The sequence below is a fragment of the Actinomyces gaoshouyii genome (genome assembly GCF_002072175.1).
Taxonomy (GTDB): domain Bacteria; phylum Actinomycetota; class Actinomycetes; order Actinomycetales; family Actinomycetaceae; genus Actinomyces; species Actinomyces gaoshouyii.
The window spans coordinates 18862-35425 of sequence record NZ_MVIV01000007.1 but is presented as its reverse complement, the minus strand read 5'-3'; the positions used below and the strand labels follow the sequence as shown (position 1 = coordinate 35425).

Genomic DNA, 16564 nt, shown 5'->3' with positions numbered 1-16564 from the left:
GATCAGGCCATGGACACCGCCGACGAGAGTCCCGAGGGGCCCGCAGCGGAGGTTGACCGCAACAGCGCCACGAGCCCAGCCAGGGATGAGGGTCCCGGCGAGGTCACGGCGCGGCCCAAGCGCTCCTTCTTCGGGGGCCCCGTGTTCATGGTGCTGTTCATGGCACTGGTCGCAGGGGCGACCTTCGTCGTGACCATGCTGCTCATGAGCATCAACGACCACCAGGTCGAGGGCTCGCGCGCCTTCTACAACGTCGTGGAGCTCGATGAGACCTCTTACGACCCCGCCACCTGGGGCCAGAACTACCCCATCCAGTACGCGGACTACAAGAAGACGGCGGAGTTCACCCCCGCCGAGCACGCGGGCACGATGGTGCCGCACTCGGTGGAGGGGGACCCCCGCAGCGAGGTCAAGTCCCAGAAGCTGGAGGAGGACCCCCGACTGATCGAGATGTGGTCCGGATACGCCTTCGCCGTGGACTACCGGCACGCCCGCGGTCACGAGTACGCCACGATCGACCAGCAGTACACGCTGCGCAACGCCAAGGACCAACAGCCCGGCACCTGCGCGAACTGCCATGTCTCGGCGCCCGCCCTCTATGACAAGCTCGGCAACGGCGATCGGGAAGCGGGCTTCGAGGCCACTGGCACGATGAAGCTCTCCGAGGTCCTCGCCGATGGCTCGGTGTCGCACCCGGTGGCCTGCATCGACTGCCACGACCCCAAGACCATGGAGCTGCGGGTCACCCGCCCGTCCTTCATGCGCGCCATCAAGGCCCTCAAGGCCAGCCAGGGCGTGAACGACTTCGAGGTCAACAAGGACGCCACCCCGCAGGAGATGCGCACGTACGTGTGCGCCCAGTGCCACGTGGAGTACTACTTCAAGGGGGACAACAAGGTCCTGACCTTCCCCTGGGACAAGGGGATCGACATCGACAACATCTACTCCTACTACGAGGAGCAGGGCTTCACCGACTGGACTCACGAGAAGACCGGGGCGCCCATGCTCAAGGCCCAGCACCCCGAGTTCGACATCTGGTCCAACTCGGTCCACGCCGCCAACGGCGTTGGATGCGCCGACTGCCACATGAACTACAAGCGCGTGGGCGCCGGCAAGGTCTCCAACCACCATGTCACCACGCCGATGGTGGATGTCAACGCCTCCTGCGGCACCTGCCACAAGACCGGCGACGGCGTCATCGAGAAGCGGGTGCGCACGATCCAGGCGAACTTCATCTCCTCGCGCGACCGCGCCTTTGACGCCCTGGTCGGTCTCATCTCCGACCTGGAAGCGGCCAAGACCAATGGCACCTCGCCCGAGCAGGTCGCCCTGGCCCAGCAGTACCAGCGCAAGGCAAGCTTCTACCTCGATTACGTCTACTCCGAGAATTCCTATGGCTTCCACGCCCCGGACTACGAGCAGCGGATCATCAACCAGGCGGAGAACGCCGCGCAGAACGGCCGCCTGGCCCTGACGGGCAAGACCGCCGAGGAGCTCAAGGCCTCGGACGTCTCGACCGCCAATGCCGAGCACTACCCCTCGGACAAGGCGGCGACCGGCGCCTCCCAAGGCAGCGGCCACTGATGGCGGGCGCTGAGGGCAGCGGCGCGCGGGGCGATGCCCCAGTGCCGGATGACGACCGCCTCAGGCGAGTCCGCGAGCTGCTCGATGAGCTGAGCCCGCAGGAGCGTCAGGAGCTCCTGCGGGCGGGGGGACGGGCCGCCGGATTCGGGAGCGCCGAGGAGACCGCCAAAGACGGGGCCAAGGGATCGGGGGGCGGCGCCGGCAGCGCCGACGCCGCCGAGTCGGAGGAGCAGGACGAGTCCGAGGCCTTCTACGCCGGCCTTGAGGACGACGACGATCTCATCGGCTCCAAGCTCGCCTCGCGCCGCGCCAAGCGGGGTGAGGACGAGCACCGGGGGCCGGCCGGCTCAAGGTCGAGGCGGCGTGCGCCGTTGTCGAGTGCGGAGCGCATCGCGCTCGTCGCCGCCGTCATTCTCGGCATCGCCGTCGCGATCTGGTACAGCAATGTGGGGGGAGTCTCCTCCGGCTCTCCCCACGGGGGCACCATGGCCAGCGCCGGCGCGCAGGGCGATGCTTCCAAGCCGGGCACCGAGCAGTGGGCGGCGGAGGTCTCCACCATCCAGTCGCAGATCGAGGCCGATCCTGCGAATCTCGATCTGAGGATCCGGCTCGGGCGGGCCTACGCCGGTCTCGGTGACTACGACCGGGCGATCGAGACCCTCACCGGCGTCACCGATGAGGATCCGGCCAAGGTGGAGGCCTGGTATTACCTCGGCTTCATCCGCATGAGCACCAACCCGCCGGACGAGGACGCCGCCCGGGCCGCCTGGCAGAAGGTCATCGCCCTCGCCCCTGACTCGGAGATGGCCGGCAAGGCGCGCTCGCATATGGCTAACCTGGGCTCGCAGGGCGACGCGGTCGGACCCCAGGGAGCGTCCGCCGCCCCCACGGGAAGCGCGAGCGCCACTGCCGAGGCGGCTCCCCGATGACATCCGTGTCCGTTCCCGTCGCGCTCCTGGCGGGTCTCATGGCCTTCGCCTCGCCCTGCTTTCTGCCCCTGGTGCCCGCACTCCTCGCCCATCTCGCTGGGCGCGGAGGCGCCGCTGCGGCGGATATCCCCTCGCTGCGCCGCGCCCCAGTGCTCACCAGAGGCGACCTCGGGCAGGTGAAGGGCGGCGGCGCGGCCATCCCCCTTGGGGCCCCGGCAGTCGACGGGGTCGCGCGCCCCGCCCCGCCGCGCGTCGTGCTCAACGCCACTGCCTTCGTGCTCGGCTTCTCCGTCGTGTTCGTGGGGCTGTGGGCGCTCATCGTGTCCGGTGCCGTCGCCCTGGGCCCGCACCGCCGGGCACTGCGCCTCGTGGGCGGCGCCCTTCTCATCGTGATGGGCCTGCACACCGTTGGACTGCTGCGGATCAGGGCACTGGACCGAGCTCTCGGCGGTGGGCTCGGTGATGCCGGCCGCCCGGGCGGGGGAGCGACCCCTCTCAGCTCGCTGCTCATGGGCATCGGCTTCGCCCTGGGATGGTCGCCCTGCATCGGTCCGGTGCTCGGTGCGATCATCGCGCTCGCCTCCCAAGCGGCTTCTGCCTGGCAGGGGTTTGCGCTCATGGTCGTGTTCTGCGCCGGGCTCGGCGCGCCGGTGATCGTCCTGGCCCTGGGCATTGACCGCGCGGCGGCCAGAACAGCGTGGCTGCGCGCCCATGGCCGCGCCATCCGGATCGCCTCGGGAGTTCTGCTCATCGCCGTCGGGGCGCTGATGACCATGGATCTGCTGGCCCCGCTCTCCGGCTTCGTGAGCACCCCACTATGAGGAGGACTCCATGACAGACAAGGCGCCCAAGGCCGCTCCAGGCGCTGGAGGGCCTGACTCGGCCGCCGAGGTCACCGCCCCCGACATCAGCGGCGGGGAGAGGGACGTGCCGGTGGTCGAGCTGTTCCTTTGGCTCTACCGGCTCTTCTACTCCAAGACGCTCGGCCTGATAGTCATTCTCCTGTTCGCCCTCTACGCTTTCATCGGCTCGCTCCTGCCGCAGGCCACGAAGGAGCTCCTGGCCGACCCATGGGCCAAGGAGTCCTTCCTCAACGCCAGGCGTCCCGCCCTGGGGCGGTTGACGACGGCCTTCGACGCTCTGGGCTTCTTCCACGTCTTCACCTCCGTCGGCTTCTACGTGGTGGTCTCGCTACTGGCCCTGAGCATCATCGCCTGCACGGCCCACCGCATCCCCGAGCTGGTCAAGCGCGTGAGGGAGCCCCGGGTGCATGTCGCCCCCCGGTTCTTCGACAAGGCCCGCTACCGCGCGCGCGTCCCCAGCCCCGATGGTGTCCCGGCGTCGCTGGAGGCGACCCGGGAGGTGCTGCGCAAGGCCCGCTGGCGGGTCATCCCGGATGACCGTGACCCCGAGCACTGCCTCTACGCCGACCGCAACGCGCGCTCGGGCATCGGCACCGTACTGGCGCACGCGGCCTTCGTTCTCATCCTGGGCGCCTTCGTTGTCTCCTCCACCTGGGGCATCGAGGAGGACTTGACCGTTCCCGTCGGTTCCAGCATCGAGATCGGCCATGGCACGGGGCTGAGCGTGCGCGCCAACTCTTTCACCGATTCCTATACCGACACCGGGCGGCCCATGGACTACATGTCCGACCTGAGCATCCTTCGCGGCGATGAGGAGATCGCCCGCCAGGAGGTACGGGTCAACTCGCCGATGTCCATCGACGGCTATAGGCTCCATCAGGCCTCCTACGGCACATCCGCGGATATCACCATCGTCGACGCCGCCGGGACCGTTCTGGCCCAGCGCAGCGTCCCCCTCCAGTGGCAGACCCCGCGGAAGACCGAGGTCTATGGGCGTGTCGACCTGCCCGATGGAAGGGTCGTCTACGTCTTCCTGCCCGCCTCCGGGCAGGCGATGTCCCGGATCGCGCCGGGAACCGCCATCGTCGGCCTGGCCCCCGACGGGCACACCGACCCGCAGTCCGAGCAGGCGGCCGCGGCCGGAACCGCCGCTCAGCTCGAGGACCTCACCGTCACCTTCGAACGGGAGCGCCAGTACACGGGGCTCACGCTCCGGCGGGATCCGGGCACCCCGATCATGTGGGCCGCCTCGGCGCTGCTGATGATCGGCATGTCGATCACCTTCCTCATGCCCTATCGGCGCCTATGGGCGCGCGTGGAATCCGGCGAGGAGGGAACGGGCAGCGTCATCCGCCTCGGATCGGTCTCGCGCCTCGACATCACCTTCGAGCGCATGTTCGCCGCGCTCGTCGGGCGGATCGAGGCCGCCGTCGGGTCCCAGGACGACCCCGAGGACCCTGATCCCGCCACCACTGCCAAGGAGAGCAAGGAGAAGGAGCCCAGCGACCATGAATAACGTTCTCAGCATCGGCCAGTTTCTCTTGACCTCGGCCATGGCGATCCTCGTCCTGGCCGTCGTCTGCGACGCCGTCGTCCTCACAGGGCGCGGAGCCCGAGCTCAGGCCGTCCCGGCCCCGGCGGGCCCGGGCGGGGCTCACGGCGGCAAGGCCGTCGGCGGTGCAGTGGGGGGCCGGGCGAGCCACTCGGCCCATTGGGCACGCGCCTCGCGCCCCGACCTGCCCAGGGGGCTGGCGCTGTACGCCACCGGCTTCACCGCCATCGCCCTGGCCCTCATCACCGCCTACCTGGCCCTGCGCGCCAGCGCCACCGGGTACAGCCCCTTCGCCAACCAGCATGAGTTCGCGGTGTCCTTCACCTTCGGCATCCTGCTCATGTACCTCATCGCCGAGTTCCGCTACCGCGTGCGCTGGCTGTCCATCGTGGTCCTCCCGGTGGTCATCGCCCTGCTCATCTACGCCGACAGCCAGGACAAGGCGATCACGCCGCTCGTCCCGGCTCTGCGCAACTCCCTCATGCTGACCCTCCACGTGTTCTTCGCGGTGCTCGCCTACGGGGCGGCTTGCGTGTCCTTCGCGGCGGCGGTCCTCTACCTCCTCCACCCCCGCCTCAAGAGGTTCCGGTCGCTGCCCTCGCTCGAGGTCCTCGACGACGTCGGCTACAAGGCCGCCACCGCCACCTTCCCGCTGCTGACCATGATGACCGTGCTGGGCGCCGTCTGGGCGAACACCGCGTGGGGGCGCTACTGGGGATGGGATCCCAAGGAGACCGCCGCCCTCGTGACCTGGCTCGTCTACGGCGCCTACCTGCATGCCCGGGTGACCAGGGGCTGGCAGGGATCGCGCAGTGCCTGGCTCCTCATCCTCGGGTTCGCCGCGGTGCTCTTCGCGTACTTCGGGAACCACTTCTTCGGAGGGCTGCACTCCTATGGCTGATCGTGAGGAGAGGGATGACGAGGCCCTCCTGGACGAGTACGGGGCGAGCCCCGCGCGCTCGACGGCGCGCGCCGGCAAGGGCGACGGCCCCAAGGGCGGCTCCCGGACGGGCCGCCATATCCCGGTGTGGGTGAGCAACGGCCTCGTGCTGGCCGTGTCCACGGCGCTCATCCTGGGCGGCGTGTGGTTGACGGGCTCGTGGCGCACTGAGGGCCCCGTCGCCTCGGCCTCCGGCCAGGGCGGCGGCGGGGTGACGATGCTGTCGACGGACGCTCCCAGCGGCGCCGCCCCCCAGGTGGGTCAGGAAGCCCCCGCCTTCAGCGCCACGGACATCAACGGCGCCCCGGTGGACCTGACCGATCTGCGGGGCAGGCCCGTGTGGCTGCTCTTCGGCGCCACCTGGTGCACCGAGTGCCGCACCGAGGCCCCCGACGTCCAGGCGATCTCCCAGGAGTACGGGGATCAGCTGACGATCATCGCCGTCCACGTCCAGGACAGCCCCCAGACTGTCGCCGACTACGTCCAGCGCCTGGGACTGACCTACACCACCGTTGTGGACACCGAGGACGCGATCTCCTCGGCCTATGGCGTTTACGGGATCCCCGCCCACTGGTTCATCGGCGCTGACGGCACGATAGCGGCCACACGGGTCGGCGCGATGTCCCCGGACCAGATGCGTGCGCAGGTGCGGCCCCTCATCGGCCAGCCCGGCCCGTGAGGGCCGCCCGTGCCGAAGAACACAGGCGCGCCGCAGCCCCGGGCTTGGAGCCCCGGGAGCATTTCACCTAAAGTAGTCAGCCGGTGCGTGTCGCACCGTTTGCCCAGGAGAGCGCCCTCCCGGTGCGGGCCGGTCAGGCCCACCGGAGGCGCTCCGCAGAATCGGAAGAGATGAGCATTCCCGTGGTCTACGCGATCGTCAAGGCTGGTGGCCGTCAGGAGAAGGTCTCCGTCGGCGACGTCGTGGTTGTCGACAAGCTCGCCGGTGAGATCGGCGACGAGGTCACCCTCGCCCCCGTCATGCTGGTGGATGGCGACAAGGTGACCGCCTCCGCCGCTGACCTTGCCACGTCCTCCGTCAAGGCCGAGATCGTCGGCGACGAGAAGGGCCCCAAGATCAACATCCTCAAGTTCAAGAACAAGACCGGCTTCCGCAAGCGCCAGGGTCACCGCGCCCAGCTCACGGCCGTCAAGGTCACTGCGATCAAGTGACGCCCGGCGCCACCGAAGAATCGCACCAGTCAAGAGAGAGAGAAGCCTGAGATGGCACATAAGAAGGGTCTTGGTTCCTCCCGCAACGGCCGTGACTCGAACGCCCAGCGCCTCGGCGTGAAGCGCTACGGCGGCCAGTTCGTCAAGGCCGGCGAGATCATCGTCCGCCAGCGCGGCACCCACTTCCACCCCGGCAACAACGTGGGCCGCGGCAACGACGACACGCTTTTCGCCACCGCGGCCGGCAACGTCCAGTTCGGCACCCACCGCGGCCGCCGGGTCGTCAACGTCGTGCTCCCCGAGGCCTGAGCCTCGCGCACCCGGACTCTCGCGAGGGCGAACGGCTTCGGCCGTCCGCCCTCGCGCTGTTCCCAGGGCCGGGTCGCGGTGCCCGTCCCAGTCCCAACCATCCCGACCCATCCATGAGGAGAGACCATGCCCAGCTTCATCGACCGAGTGGTCCTCCACGTCGCCGGGGGCGACGGCGGTGATGGCTGCACCTCCATCCACCGGGAGAAGTTCAAGCCGCTGGCCGGCCCCGACGGCGGCGATGGCGGCCACGGCGGCGACGTCATCCTCGCCGTCGACCCCCGGACCACCACCCTGCTCAGCTATCACCGCTCCTCGCACCGCAGCGCCGGGAAGGGCACTCCGGGCATGGGCGACTGGCGCCGCGGCGTCGACGGCAAGGACGTCGTCCTGCCCGTGCCCGAGGGCACGGTGGTCAAGGACGACGAGGGGAGGGTCCTCGCCGACCTCGTGGGAGCGGACGCCCGCGTCGTCGTCGCCCAGGGCGGCACTGGCGGGCGCGGCAACTTCTCCCTGGCCTCCTCCAAGCGCCGCGCCCCCGGCTTCCACCTCCTGGGTGAGCCCGGCCAGGTCCGCGACATCACCCTGGAGCTCAAGACCATCGCTGACGTCGCGCTCGTCGGCTACCCCAGCGCCGGTAAGTCCTCACTCATCGCCGCCATGAGCGCGGCCCGCCCCAAGATCGCCGACTACCCCTTCACCACCCTCGTCCCCAACCTCGGCGTCGTCGAGGCCGGCCTGACCCGCTACACGATCGCCGATGTCCCCGGCCTCATCCCCGGCGCCAGCGAGGGCAAGGGGCTGGGCCTGGAGTTCCTCCGCCATATTGAGCGCTGCGCCGTCATCGTGCACGTCCTGGACTGCGCCACTGCGGAGCCCGGTCGCGACCCTCTGAGTGACTTGGAGACCATCGAGGCCGAGCTGGCCGCCTACTCCGAGCGCCTCGGCGATGACAACGACCCGCTCCTGACCGGCCGCGTGCCGCTGATGGAGCGGCCGCGCGTCGTCGTGCTCAACAAGGCCGACGTCCCCGACGCCGCCGAGCTCGCCGAGTTCGTCACTGACGACATCGCCGCCCGTGGGCTGCAGGTCTTCACGATCTCCGCCGTGGCCCACACCGGTCTGCGCGAGCTCTCCTTCGCCCTGGCCGAGCGCGTGCGCGCCGCCAGAGCGGCCCAGCCCGCATCCGCGGCCGGGCTCGCCCAGCAGCGCGAGGCCGCCCGCCCCGTCGTCCGGCCGGCCGCCGTTGGACGGCGCGGCAAGGAGGACATCGCCGTCGTCCGGCCTATCAACCACCCCACCGAGGGGCGCGTCTACCAGGTGCGGGGGGAGAAGCCCGAGCGCTGGATCCTCCAGACCGACTTCTCCAACAACGAGGCGATCGGCTACCTCGCCGACCGGCTCGCCACCGGGGGAGTCGAGGACCTGCTCGTCAAGGCCGGCGCGCGCGCCGGGGACGCTGTGCTCATCGGCGCGGTCGACGGCGGTGTCCTGTTCACCTGGGAGCCCACGATGACCACCGGTGCCGAGCTCCTCGGGGCGCGGGGGACGGACACGCGCGTCGAGAACTACCACCGGCGCACCAACGCCGAGCGCCGCATGCGTTATCACGAGCGCATGGACGCCAAGGAGGCCGCCCGCCAGGAGCTGCGGGACGAGGCCGCCGAGGGCATCTGGACCGACGCCTCCTCCTGGTCCCGCGGGGGCGGCGACGATGATGACGGGGCGGAGTCGTGAGCGCGCGCCCCGCAGCCTTGCCCGAGGGATCCCGTGTCGTCATCAAAGTGGGATCCTCCTCGCTGACCCGCGATGACGGCGGGCTCGACCTCAACCGCATCGATGTGCTCGCCAGGCTCGTGGCGGGTATGAGGCAGCGCGGCCACGATGTCGTGCTCGTGTCCTCCGGCGCGGTCGCGGCGGGCCTGCCCCCGTTGGGGATCGAGCACCGCCCGGACGACCTCAGCATGCTCGCGGCGGCGGCCTCCGTGGGCCAGGGGCGCCTCATGGCCCGCTGGCAGGCGGCGATGAGCAACTACGGGGTGGTCATCGCCCAAGTGCTCCTCACCGCGCAGGATGTGGCCGTGCGCAGCCACTACCGGACTGTTCGCACCACCTTCGACACACTGCTCGACCTGGGCACGGTGCCGATCATCAACGAGAACGACGCCGTGGCCACGACGGAGTTCAACCTGGGGGACAACGACCACCTGGCCGCGCTCGTCGCCCACCTGGTGACGGCGGACGTCCTCATCCTCCTCACGGACGTGGACGGCATGTGGACCGCCCGCCCCGGCACGCCCGGCGCCGCCCCCATCCGCTACGTGCCCGGAGGCAGGAGCCTGGAGGACGTCGATGTCACCGGCTCGGGATCGGCCCTGGGCACCGGTGGGATGCGCACGAAGGCCCAGGCCGCCACGATCGCCTGCGCTTCCGGGACCGCCACGATCATCGCCTCGGCGGACGACGCCGCTCGCCTGCTCGGGCCCGGGGGAGTGCCGACCGACCTCGGCACCTGGTTCGAGCCGACCGGCCCCCACCGGCCCAGTCGGCGGTTGTGGATGGCCCACGCCTCCCGGGTCGAGGGACGCGTGCTCATCGACGCCGGGGCGGCCGACGCCCTCACCGTGGGCAAGAAGTCCCTCCTCCTGCCCGGCGTGGTGGGGGTCAACGGCGAGTTCGAGTCCGGCTCCGTCATCGAGGTCATCGGGCCCAGGGGCCCTGTGGCCCGCGGGATCTGCCGCTACGCCTCGACCGAGATCGAGGAGGTTCTCGACGCCCGCGGCAGTGGGGCGCCGATGCCCGACCACCTCGTGCCCGTCGTGCACCGCGACGACCTCGCCGAACTCCCGCGCCTGGCGAGCTGAATCACCGCTGAGTCACTTCGGGATCAGAGTGAGGGTCCCTTCGGAGCGCTCCAGGACGATGGAGCCATCGGCCGAGCGGGTGATGGAGCGCGCCACGAAGAGGCTCCCATCGCGGTTCGTGATCGTGTAGCCGTGCGAGTCCTGGCCGATCTCCCAGCCGTCGTACTCGGGCAGGCAGGACGCCGGCGCGCTGGTGACGGCGGATCCGACATAGGTGTGGTCGGCGTTGAACGTGGCCTCGAGCCCGACGCACTCGGGCGCGGAGGCCTGGGAGATTGTGAAGGTGGCGCCGCTGAGCGCGGACTCCAGGGCGCCCTTCTCCGAGCTCATCGAGGCCTCGGTCGACGCGCGGTTCTCCGTGGCCCGGGTGGAGGGCATCGGTGAAGCCTGCTGGGTGGAGGAGGAGCGGGTCGTGGAGTCATCGGGGCCCGCGCTGGTGCTCACCGCGGTCGAGGTCGTCTCCGGCTGAATCGACGTCGGCGCGTGGCCGGCGCCCGTGGCCCGGTCGGGCTCGAGGACGGGACCACCACCAGCGGCGCCCGGGGGGACGACGATCGTCGGCTCCGGGGATCCCGGCGCCCCGCCGGGGCGCCCGTCATCGGACGGCGTGCTCTGGCAGGCAGCCAGCGGCGCGAGGATCGCGAGCGCCACGGCGCGGAGCGGCGCGCGGCTGCGGGGTCTCATGCGTTGACTCCTCAGGGGACTGATGCTTCTTCCATCGCACCGAGTGGTGCCGACGGTGCGGGCTGGAACGCCGGAAAGACGCCGCAGATGCCCTACGTGACCAGGCGTCGCGGCAGTCTACCGCGATGAGGGGATTGCGCCCAGGGCGTGTATCGCCCGGGCCCGCTCCTCGGCGCCCTCGACCGCCCCGTCCACTCGGGCACCTTGCCGAGGAACGTAGACTGGTCTCATGATGACGACGCGGTCCGCCCGATCCAGCACCATCGCGGCCCACGCCGAGGTCCTCGTCCGCGAGACGGCCCTCGCGGCGCGGGCGGCCCAGTGCGAGTTCGCCGGGGCGACACGGGCGGTCAAGGACGCCGCCCTGCTCGCCATGGCCTCCGCCCTGCGCGCCCGGAGCGGGAGCATCCGCGGGGCCAACGAGGAGGACCTGGCCGCCGCCCGCGAGGCCGGCATGAAGGAGGGGCTCGTCGACCGCTTGGCCCTCGACGAGGCCCGGATCGAGCGGATCGCCGCCTCCGTGGAGGAGATCGCCGCTCTGCCCGACCCCGTGGGCCAGGTCGTCGACGGCTCCACCATGCCCAATGGGCTGCGGGCGCGCAGGCTCCGCGTCCCCATGGGCGTCGTCGGCATGATCTACGAGGCCCGCCCCAATGTCACCGTCGATGCGGCCGCGCTCGCCGTGAAGTCGGGCAACGCCGTCGTCCTGCGCGGCGGCAGTGCCGCCGGGCGGAGCAACGCCGCGATCGTCGCCGCGCTCCGGGCCTCCCTCGCCGATCGGGGGCTGCCCGCGGATCTCGTGACCACCGTCGATCCCGCCGGGCGTGAGGGCGCGCAGGCCCTCATGCGCGCCCGCGGCCTCATCGACGTGCTCGTGCCCAGAGGCGGTGCCGGGCTCATCCGCGCCGTCGTCGAGAACTCCTCCGTCCCGGTCATCGAGACCGGCTCGGGCAACTGCCACGTGTACGTCGACGCCAGTGCCGACCTCGCGGCGGCTGTGGGCATCGTCGTCAACGCCAAGACCCAGCGCGTCGGGGTGTGCAACGCCGCCGAGACCCTGCTCGTTCACCAGGACGTCGCCCAGGAGTACCTCCCCGCCGCCGCCCGGGCCCTCTGGGAGCGCGGAACCACCCTTCACGCCGACGAGGCCTCCCGCGCCATTCTCGCCGATCCCGCCGCTGGGGAGGGCGTTGAGCGCTACCTCGTTGCGGCGGTCGAGGAGGACTGGGGCACCGAGTACGGCTCGCTGGACCTGGCCGTGCGGGTCGTCGACGACCTCGCGGCGGCGATCAGCCACATCCGCCGCTACACCACCGGTCACACCGAGGCGGTCCTCGCCCAGGACGTCGCGGTCATCAACCGCTTCATCGCCGGCATGGACTCGGCGGCCATCATGGTCAACGCCTCCACCAGATTCACCGACGGCGGCCAGCTGGGCCTGGGCGCCGAGCTCGGGATCTCAACCCAGAAGCTCCACGCCCGCGGCCCCATGGGCCTGGTGGAGCTGACGACGACCACCTGGGTGGTGGAGGGCGATGGGCACGTGAGGCCATGAGCCGTCTCACACGGTGATGACCTCGATGCCTGCCTGCCGCAGTGGCCCGAGCTGCTCGGGGGGCGCGCCGGAGTCGGTGAGCAGCGCGTCGATGCGATCGGCCCGGCAGATCAGCGCGAAGGCGGTCGTGCCCAGCTTCGTATGATCGGTGACGATGACGATCCTGCGCGCGCAGCGCACGAACGCGGCGCCGACCGCCGCCTCGCCCTCGTGCTGCGCGTAGGCGCCCAGGGCGTCGATCCCCTCGACGCCGAGGAACAGTGTGCCGATGGTGATCTGGGGGAGGATGAGCTCGGACAGTGGGCCGGTGAGCTCGTAGGAGCGCGCCCGTGCCACGCCGCCGGTGACCACCACGCGCACGCCCTGGCGCACGGTGAGCTCGGAGGCGATGTTCACCGCGTTGGTCACCACGGTGACCGGATGGTTGGGGTCGGCTGCGTCCTCCACGAGGGCGATCTCGCGAGCCACCTCCGTCGTCGTTGTCCCGCCATTGAGGCCGATGGTGTCGCCGGCGGAGACCATGGCCGCCGCCGCGCGGGCGATCCTGGTCTTCTCATCGGCCATCCGGGAGTTGCGGTAGCGAAGAGGGAGCTGCGCGGAGGTCGGGTTGGCCGAGGCTCCGCCGCGCGTTCGGGTGAGGAGCTGCTGATTCGCGAGCAGGTCGAGATCGCGCCGCGCGGTGGCCGCTGAGACGCCGAGGCGCGAGACGATGTCATCGATACGGACTCCGCCCTCCTCGACGATGATTCCCAGGATCGCTGAGAGTCGTTCATGCCTGGACATGAGGGTCCCTCCTCGTCTCGTCAGGCCCCGGCGGGCCGCGCGGGCCCGGCCGGGGATGCCTCCGGCGGCTGGTCGAGGCGGCGCTGTACTGCGACCGCATGGAGCCAGCCCAGGAGTTGTCTCAGGTTAGGAATACGGCAAATGATGGCACTTCGAGACGCTCAGCACGCGGGAGCCACGCGGCTCAAGGCTTGAGGGGAATCCCACGAGACGCACTGGCGGCGTGTGGCAAGGCCCCCGAATTGTGCGCGTCATGGCAGGATGGGGGCATCCCGGGTGTACGCGCGGGACCGACCGGAGGAGTATTCGTGCCCAAGAGTGCTGGTGAGGCGGGCGTGGCGCAAGGAGCGCCGCGCCAGTTGCGCATCGGCATCATGGGCGGCACCTTCGATCCCATTCACCACGGGCACCTGGTGGCGGCGAGCGAGGTCCAGCACGCCTTCGACCTCGATGAGGTGATCTTCGTCCCGACGGCAACGCAGCCCTTCAAGAAGGACCGCCGAGTCTCTCCCGCGGAGCACCGCTACCTCATGACGGTCATCGCCACCGCCTCGAACCCGCGCTTCACCGTGTCCCGGGTCGATATCGACCGCGGTGGCACCACGTACACGATCGACACCCTGCATGACATCGCCGCGAAATACCCTGGCGCCGCGCTCTACTTCATCACCGGAGCCGACGCACTCGCGCAGATCCTGACATGGAAGGACAACGAAGAGATCTTTGAGCTCGCCCAACTCGTGGGCGTGACCCGGCCGGGCCACGTTCTGACGGATATGGGCCTGCCTGAGGACAGGGTCTCCCTCATGGAGGTCCCCGCGATGAGCATCTCATCAACGGACTGCCGTGAGCGAGTGAGCGACGGGGGGCCCGTGTGGTACCTCGTGCCCGACGGGGTGGTTCAGTACATTCGCAAGTACGGCCTCTACCGTAGGGCCGGGCGGGCGTCATCGACGACGTCGATGACCGCACGCGTCGCGCGAGAGCAGTCGCTCAGGAAGGAGAACGACGGTGAGCCCGGAGCCCACTGACGCCACGACATCCGATTCGAAAAGCGACCCCGATCACAGCAGCCGACGGTCCATCCGGCAGGCGGAGCGCGAGGCGGAGCGCGAGGCGATCCTCACCGGCCAGCAGCCCCTCCTGACCAGGCGGGAGATGAAGCGCCTGCGTGAGGAGGCCGAGGCGCTGCGCGCCGCGGTCGCGGCGGGCGAGATCACCATCGAGCAGGCCCGGGCCCTCCAGGACCCGCTGGCCGACGAGCACAACATCACGATCTCCTCGTCTTCCGCCACCTCCTCGGCCGAGGCCGCGGACAGGTCCCACGACTACTCGGCCTCGGAGGGGTCGCCAGGCGTCGGGCGTGTATCCGGCTCCGGGCACCCTGATGAACCCGTCGCGACCCCCGGTGGCGGCGTCGTCGCCGAGCCCGCGGCCCCCGAGGTGAGGGCGACCTCCTCGGCGGCGGTCGACTCCTGGCAGTACAGTTCCGCGCCGCCTGCGGGCCGCGACGTCTCCTCATCCGGGCACTCGGCGCCGGCCAACGAGCACCCGAGCCGCGCGGCGGGGCCGCGGGCGCAGGAGCCTGCGGCCGGACGCGACGGTTCCCCCGAGGTCGCCGAGCTCCCATGGGTGCGCGCCTGGTATGCCAGCCCCCAGGTCGCCCCTCCCGGCACATCCTCGGCCGCCGTGAGCGGGTCGGCTGATTCGACGCCTCGTCCTCGGGGCGAGGCCAGTGAGGCTTCCGGCCCCGCTGCGTCGGCACCCGCCTCCCATGCGCTCCCGCGCGCCCGGGACGGGCAGGCGGGGCGCGAGCAGCAGATCGGCTCCGCTTCCTCGCTGAGCGCCGACCAGGTCGTCGAGATCTCCGGGTTCGAGACCGGGGTCCTCCCCTCATCCGACCTCCCGCTCGCTCAGGACGGCCCGCGCTCCGCCGATGGCGGCGCCCCATCGGCGTCGACCTCAGGAGGGCCGGGCACGGGTGGCCCTGACCCGCAGAGCCCGTCGGCCGCCCCCTTACGGCGCTCGCTCATGGAGCGGGGCGCGCAGGCCGACTCCCCGGCCACCACCCAGCAGCCCACGTCGCCCCAGCCGCAGCGCGGCTGGCAGCCCCCTCAGGGCGACCGGGGGTACGAGCCCACCTGGCGGACGGCCGCGAGAGACGGCTCCGCGCTCGGAGCCCCGCAGGCCGAGGCCTCACCGGTACCGGAGGAGAGTAACGGCCCTGCCTCCCGGTCCGGCAGCACGACGGCGGAGCCCTCGGCCCCCAGCGCGATCCGTCGGCCGATCGTGCGCATCCCAGCAGCTGCGCAGGGCGTTCGCACGATGAACGCCAGCACCGGTAAACTCGGTTCTGTCCAGCCCGTCGATGAGGACTTCGATGGGATCGACTCCCCGCAATGGCGCGCCCTGCGCTCCGGGGACGAGGCCCCGCTCGAGGACGAGGCCCCCGCTCCCGCCGACACCGTGGTGACCAGGGCGCCCGCGGACCTCAGGGACGATCCGGCGGAAGACCTCGGTTATGTGGTTCCATCGCCCTATGGCTCCTACGCCGGCTACAACGAGCCTGCCGCTCCAGCGGCGCCCGCCGTGGCTGAGCCCCAGGCCGGCCGCGCCTCCCTCGGAGTCCAGCCCTCCACCGATTCATGGGAGGACGTGACGCGCGTGGGCAAGGATTCCTCGGGATCACCGGCCAGCCGCCGGACACTGGCCATCCTCCTCGCCTTCGTCCTCGCGGCTGTCGTCCTGATCATCATCTGGGTCATCATGTCGCAGGTCGGGGGGTCCTCCGTCAACGCCGAGGCGGCGCTCGACTGGACTCCCCTCCTGACCTGACCTGACCGGGCGCTGGCCGCTGGGCCATCGCGTGGTCGATCAGGCCAATGCCAATCAGCCCCCTCCGGAAGGAGCCCCATGGCCGCGACCGAACGCGCCGTCGAATTGACCATCGCCGCCGCACGTGCGGCCGCAGAGAAGAAGGCGGAGGAGATCATCGCGATCGACGTCTCCGAGCGCCTGGCGCTCACCGACGTCTTCCTCGTGCTCTCCGGCGGCAATGACCGGCAGGTGCGGGCGATCGTCGATGCCGTCGAGGAGGCTATGACGCGCGCGGGCGCCAAGCGCCGGATGCGCGAGGGCATCGAGGAGGCCCATTGGGTGCTCCTGGACTACGACGAGATCATGATCCACGTCCAGCAGGCCGAGGACCGGGAGTACTACGCGCTGGAGCGCCTCTGGAAGGACTGTCCCGTCATCGGCCTACCCTCGGTGCTCGCCGAGGCCGCCCAGGCGGCTGGGGCCTCCGAGGCCGGTGACTGACCCCGGAACCATC

16 protein-coding genes are annotated in these 16564 nt (G+C 70.7%); 14 read left to right on the top strand and 2 right to left on the bottom strand.

The genetic code is table 11. The annotated features are described in order from the left end of the window. The first annotated feature begins 9 nt into the window (after positions 1 to 9). From B1H50_RS07100 to proB, 10 genes are all read left to right on the top strand, one after another. Positions 10 to 1584, top strand: coding sequence for an ammonia-forming cytochrome c nitrite reductase subunit c552 (locus B1H50_RS07100; protein WP_229657969.1), 1575 nt, complete (start codon positions 10 to 12; stop codon positions 1582 to 1584). Continuing rightward, complete coding sequence (locus B1H50_RS07095; RefSeq protein ID WP_080463084.1) at positions 1584 to 2513, top strand: tetratricopeptide repeat protein; 930 nt, start codon at positions 1584 to 1586, stop codon at positions 2511 to 2513. The genes B1H50_RS07100 and B1H50_RS07095 overlap by 1 nt, the downstream gene beginning before the upstream one ends. After that, a complete protein-coding gene (locus B1H50_RS07090; protein ID WP_080463083.1) occupies positions 2510 to 3334 on the top strand; it encodes a cytochrome c biogenesis CcdA family protein in 825 nt (274 codons plus the stop codon). Before B1H50_RS07095 ends, B1H50_RS07090 begins: the two co-directional genes overlap by 4 nt. A gap of 10 nt (positions 3335 to 3344) precedes the next feature. After that, on the top strand, positions 3345 to 4892 hold the full coding sequence (locus B1H50_RS07085) for a cytochrome c biogenesis ResB family protein (RefSeq protein WP_080463082.1): 1548 nt from the start codon (positions 3345 to 3347) through the stop codon (positions 4890 to 4892). Then, positions 4885 to 5829: a c-type cytochrome biogenesis protein CcsB gene (ccsB, locus tag B1H50_RS07080; RefSeq protein ID WP_080463081.1), complete on the top strand. Its 945-nt coding sequence runs from the start codon at positions 4885 to 4887 to the stop codon at positions 5827 to 5829. The genes B1H50_RS07085 and ccsB overlap by 8 nt, the downstream gene beginning before the upstream one ends. Then, entirely contained in the window at positions 5822 to 6547 is a 726-nt protein-coding gene (locus B1H50_RS07075) for a TlpA family protein disulfide reductase (RefSeq protein ID WP_080463080.1), read from the top strand. The genes ccsB and B1H50_RS07075 overlap by 8 nt, the downstream gene beginning before the upstream one ends. A gap of 170 nt (positions 6548 to 6717) precedes the next feature. Continuing rightward, on the top strand, positions 6718 to 7038 hold the full coding sequence (gene rplU, locus B1H50_RS07070; RefSeq protein ID WP_080463079.1) for a 50S ribosomal protein L21: 321 nt from the start codon (positions 6718 to 6720) through the stop codon (positions 7036 to 7038). Positions 7039 to 7089: 51 nt separating this feature from the next. Next, entirely contained in the window at positions 7090 to 7347 is a 258-nt protein-coding gene (gene rpmA / locus B1H50_RS07065) for a 50S ribosomal protein L27 (RefSeq protein ID WP_080463078.1), read from the top strand. 126 nt (positions 7348 to 7473) lie between these two features. Further along, positions 7474 to 9084 (top strand): GTPase ObgE, encoded by a 1611-nt coding sequence (gene obgE, locus B1H50_RS07060; protein WP_080463077.1) that lies wholly within the window; start codon positions 7474 to 7476, stop codon positions 9082 to 9084. Then, entirely contained in the window at positions 9081 to 10211 is a 1131-nt protein-coding gene (gene proB / locus B1H50_RS07055) for a glutamate 5-kinase (RefSeq protein ID WP_080463076.1), read from the top strand. Before obgE ends, proB begins: the two co-directional genes overlap by 4 nt. A gap of 12 nt (positions 10212 to 10223) precedes the next feature. Here proB and B1H50_RS07050 read toward each other — a convergent pair whose 3' ends face one another. Beyond that, the gene (locus tag B1H50_RS07050) at positions 10224 to 10895 is read right to left on the bottom strand and encodes a hypothetical protein (RefSeq protein ID WP_080463075.1); all 672 of its coding nucleotides are present in this window, start codon (positions 10893 to 10895) and stop codon (positions 10224 to 10226) included. 229 nt (positions 10896 to 11124) lie between these two features. On the opposite strand from B1H50_RS07050, the gene B1H50_RS07045 reads away from it, so the two are divergent. Beyond that, positions 11125 to 12450, top strand: coding sequence for a glutamate-5-semialdehyde dehydrogenase (locus B1H50_RS07045; protein WP_229657968.1), 1326 nt, complete (start codon positions 11125 to 11127; stop codon positions 12448 to 12450). 6 nt (positions 12451 to 12456) lie between these two features. Here the strand turns inward: B1H50_RS07045 and B1H50_RS07040 are convergent, their stop codons facing one another. After that, complete coding sequence (locus B1H50_RS07040) at positions 12457 to 13233, bottom strand: DeoR/GlpR family DNA-binding transcription regulator (RefSeq protein ID WP_080463074.1); 777 nt, start codon at positions 13231 to 13233, stop codon at positions 12457 to 12459. Between the two features lie 335 nt (positions 13234 to 13568). Here B1H50_RS07040 and nadD point away from each other — a divergent pair, with 335 nt between their 5' ends. The 3 genes from nadD to rsfS all read left to right on the top strand — a co-directional run bounded on the left by nadD (position 13569) and on the right by rsfS (position 16551). Beyond that, positions 13569 to 14264 carry a nicotinate-nucleotide adenylyltransferase gene (nadD, locus tag B1H50_RS07035; protein WP_095532514.1) on the top strand — a complete coding sequence of 232 codons (696 nt, stop codon included), beginning with the start codon at positions 13569 to 13571 and terminating at the stop codon, positions 14262 to 14264. After that, positions 14245 to 16068 (top strand): hypothetical protein, encoded by a 1824-nt coding sequence (locus tag B1H50_RS07030; RefSeq protein WP_080463072.1) that lies wholly within the window; start codon positions 14245 to 14247, stop codon positions 16066 to 16068. Before nadD ends, B1H50_RS07030 begins: the two co-directional genes overlap by 20 nt. 78 nt (positions 16069 to 16146) lie before the next feature. Beyond that, complete coding sequence (gene rsfS, locus B1H50_RS07025; RefSeq protein ID WP_080463071.1) at positions 16147 to 16551, top strand: ribosome silencing factor; 405 nt, start codon at positions 16147 to 16149, stop codon at positions 16549 to 16551. Positions 16552 to 16564: the final 13 nt, after the last annotated feature.

Coding starts and splice junctions, on each gene's coding strand:
- ccsB (WP_080463081.1), top strand. CDS start 4,885: ATGAATAACGTTCTCAGCATCGGCCAGTTTCTCTTGACCTCGGCCATG.
- B1H50_RS07090 (WP_080463083.1), top strand. CDS start 2,510: ATGACATCCGTGTCCGTTCCCGTCGCGCTCCTGGCGGGTCTCATGGCC.
- rplU (WP_080463079.1), top strand. CDS start 6,718: ATGAGCATTCCCGTGGTCTACGCGATCGTCAAGGCTGGTGGCCGTCAG.
- B1H50_RS07095 (WP_080463084.1), top strand. CDS start 1,584: ATGGCGGGCGCTGAGGGCAGCGGCGCGCGGGGCGATGCCCCAGTGCCG.
- rpmA (WP_080463078.1), top strand. CDS start 7,090: ATGGCACATAAGAAGGGTCTTGGTTCCTCCCGCAACGGCCGTGACTCG.
- B1H50_RS07050 (WP_080463075.1), bottom strand. CDS start 10,895: ATGAGACCCCGCAGCCGCGCGCCGCTCCGCGCCGTGGCGCTCGCGATC.
- B1H50_RS07100 (WP_229657969.1), top strand. CDS start 10: ATGGACACCGCCGACGAGAGTCCCGAGGGGCCCGCAGCGGAGGTTGAC.
- rsfS (WP_080463071.1), top strand. CDS start 16,147: ATGGCCGCGACCGAACGCGCCGTCGAATTGACCATCGCCGCCGCACGT.
- B1H50_RS07075 (WP_080463080.1), top strand. CDS start 5,822: ATGGCTGATCGTGAGGAGAGGGATGACGAGGCCCTCCTGGACGAGTAC.
- obgE (WP_080463077.1), top strand. CDS start 7,474: ATGCCCAGCTTCATCGACCGAGTGGTCCTCCACGTCGCCGGGGGCGAC.
- B1H50_RS07040 (WP_080463074.1), bottom strand. CDS start 13,233: ATGTCCAGGCATGAACGACTCTCAGCGATCCTGGGAATCATCGTCGAG.
- B1H50_RS07085 (WP_080463082.1), top strand. CDS start 3,345: ATGACAGACAAGGCGCCCAAGGCCGCTCCAGGCGCTGGAGGGCCTGAC.
- B1H50_RS07045 (WP_229657968.1), top strand. CDS start 11,125: ATGATGACGACGCGGTCCGCCCGATCCAGCACCATCGCGGCCCACGCC.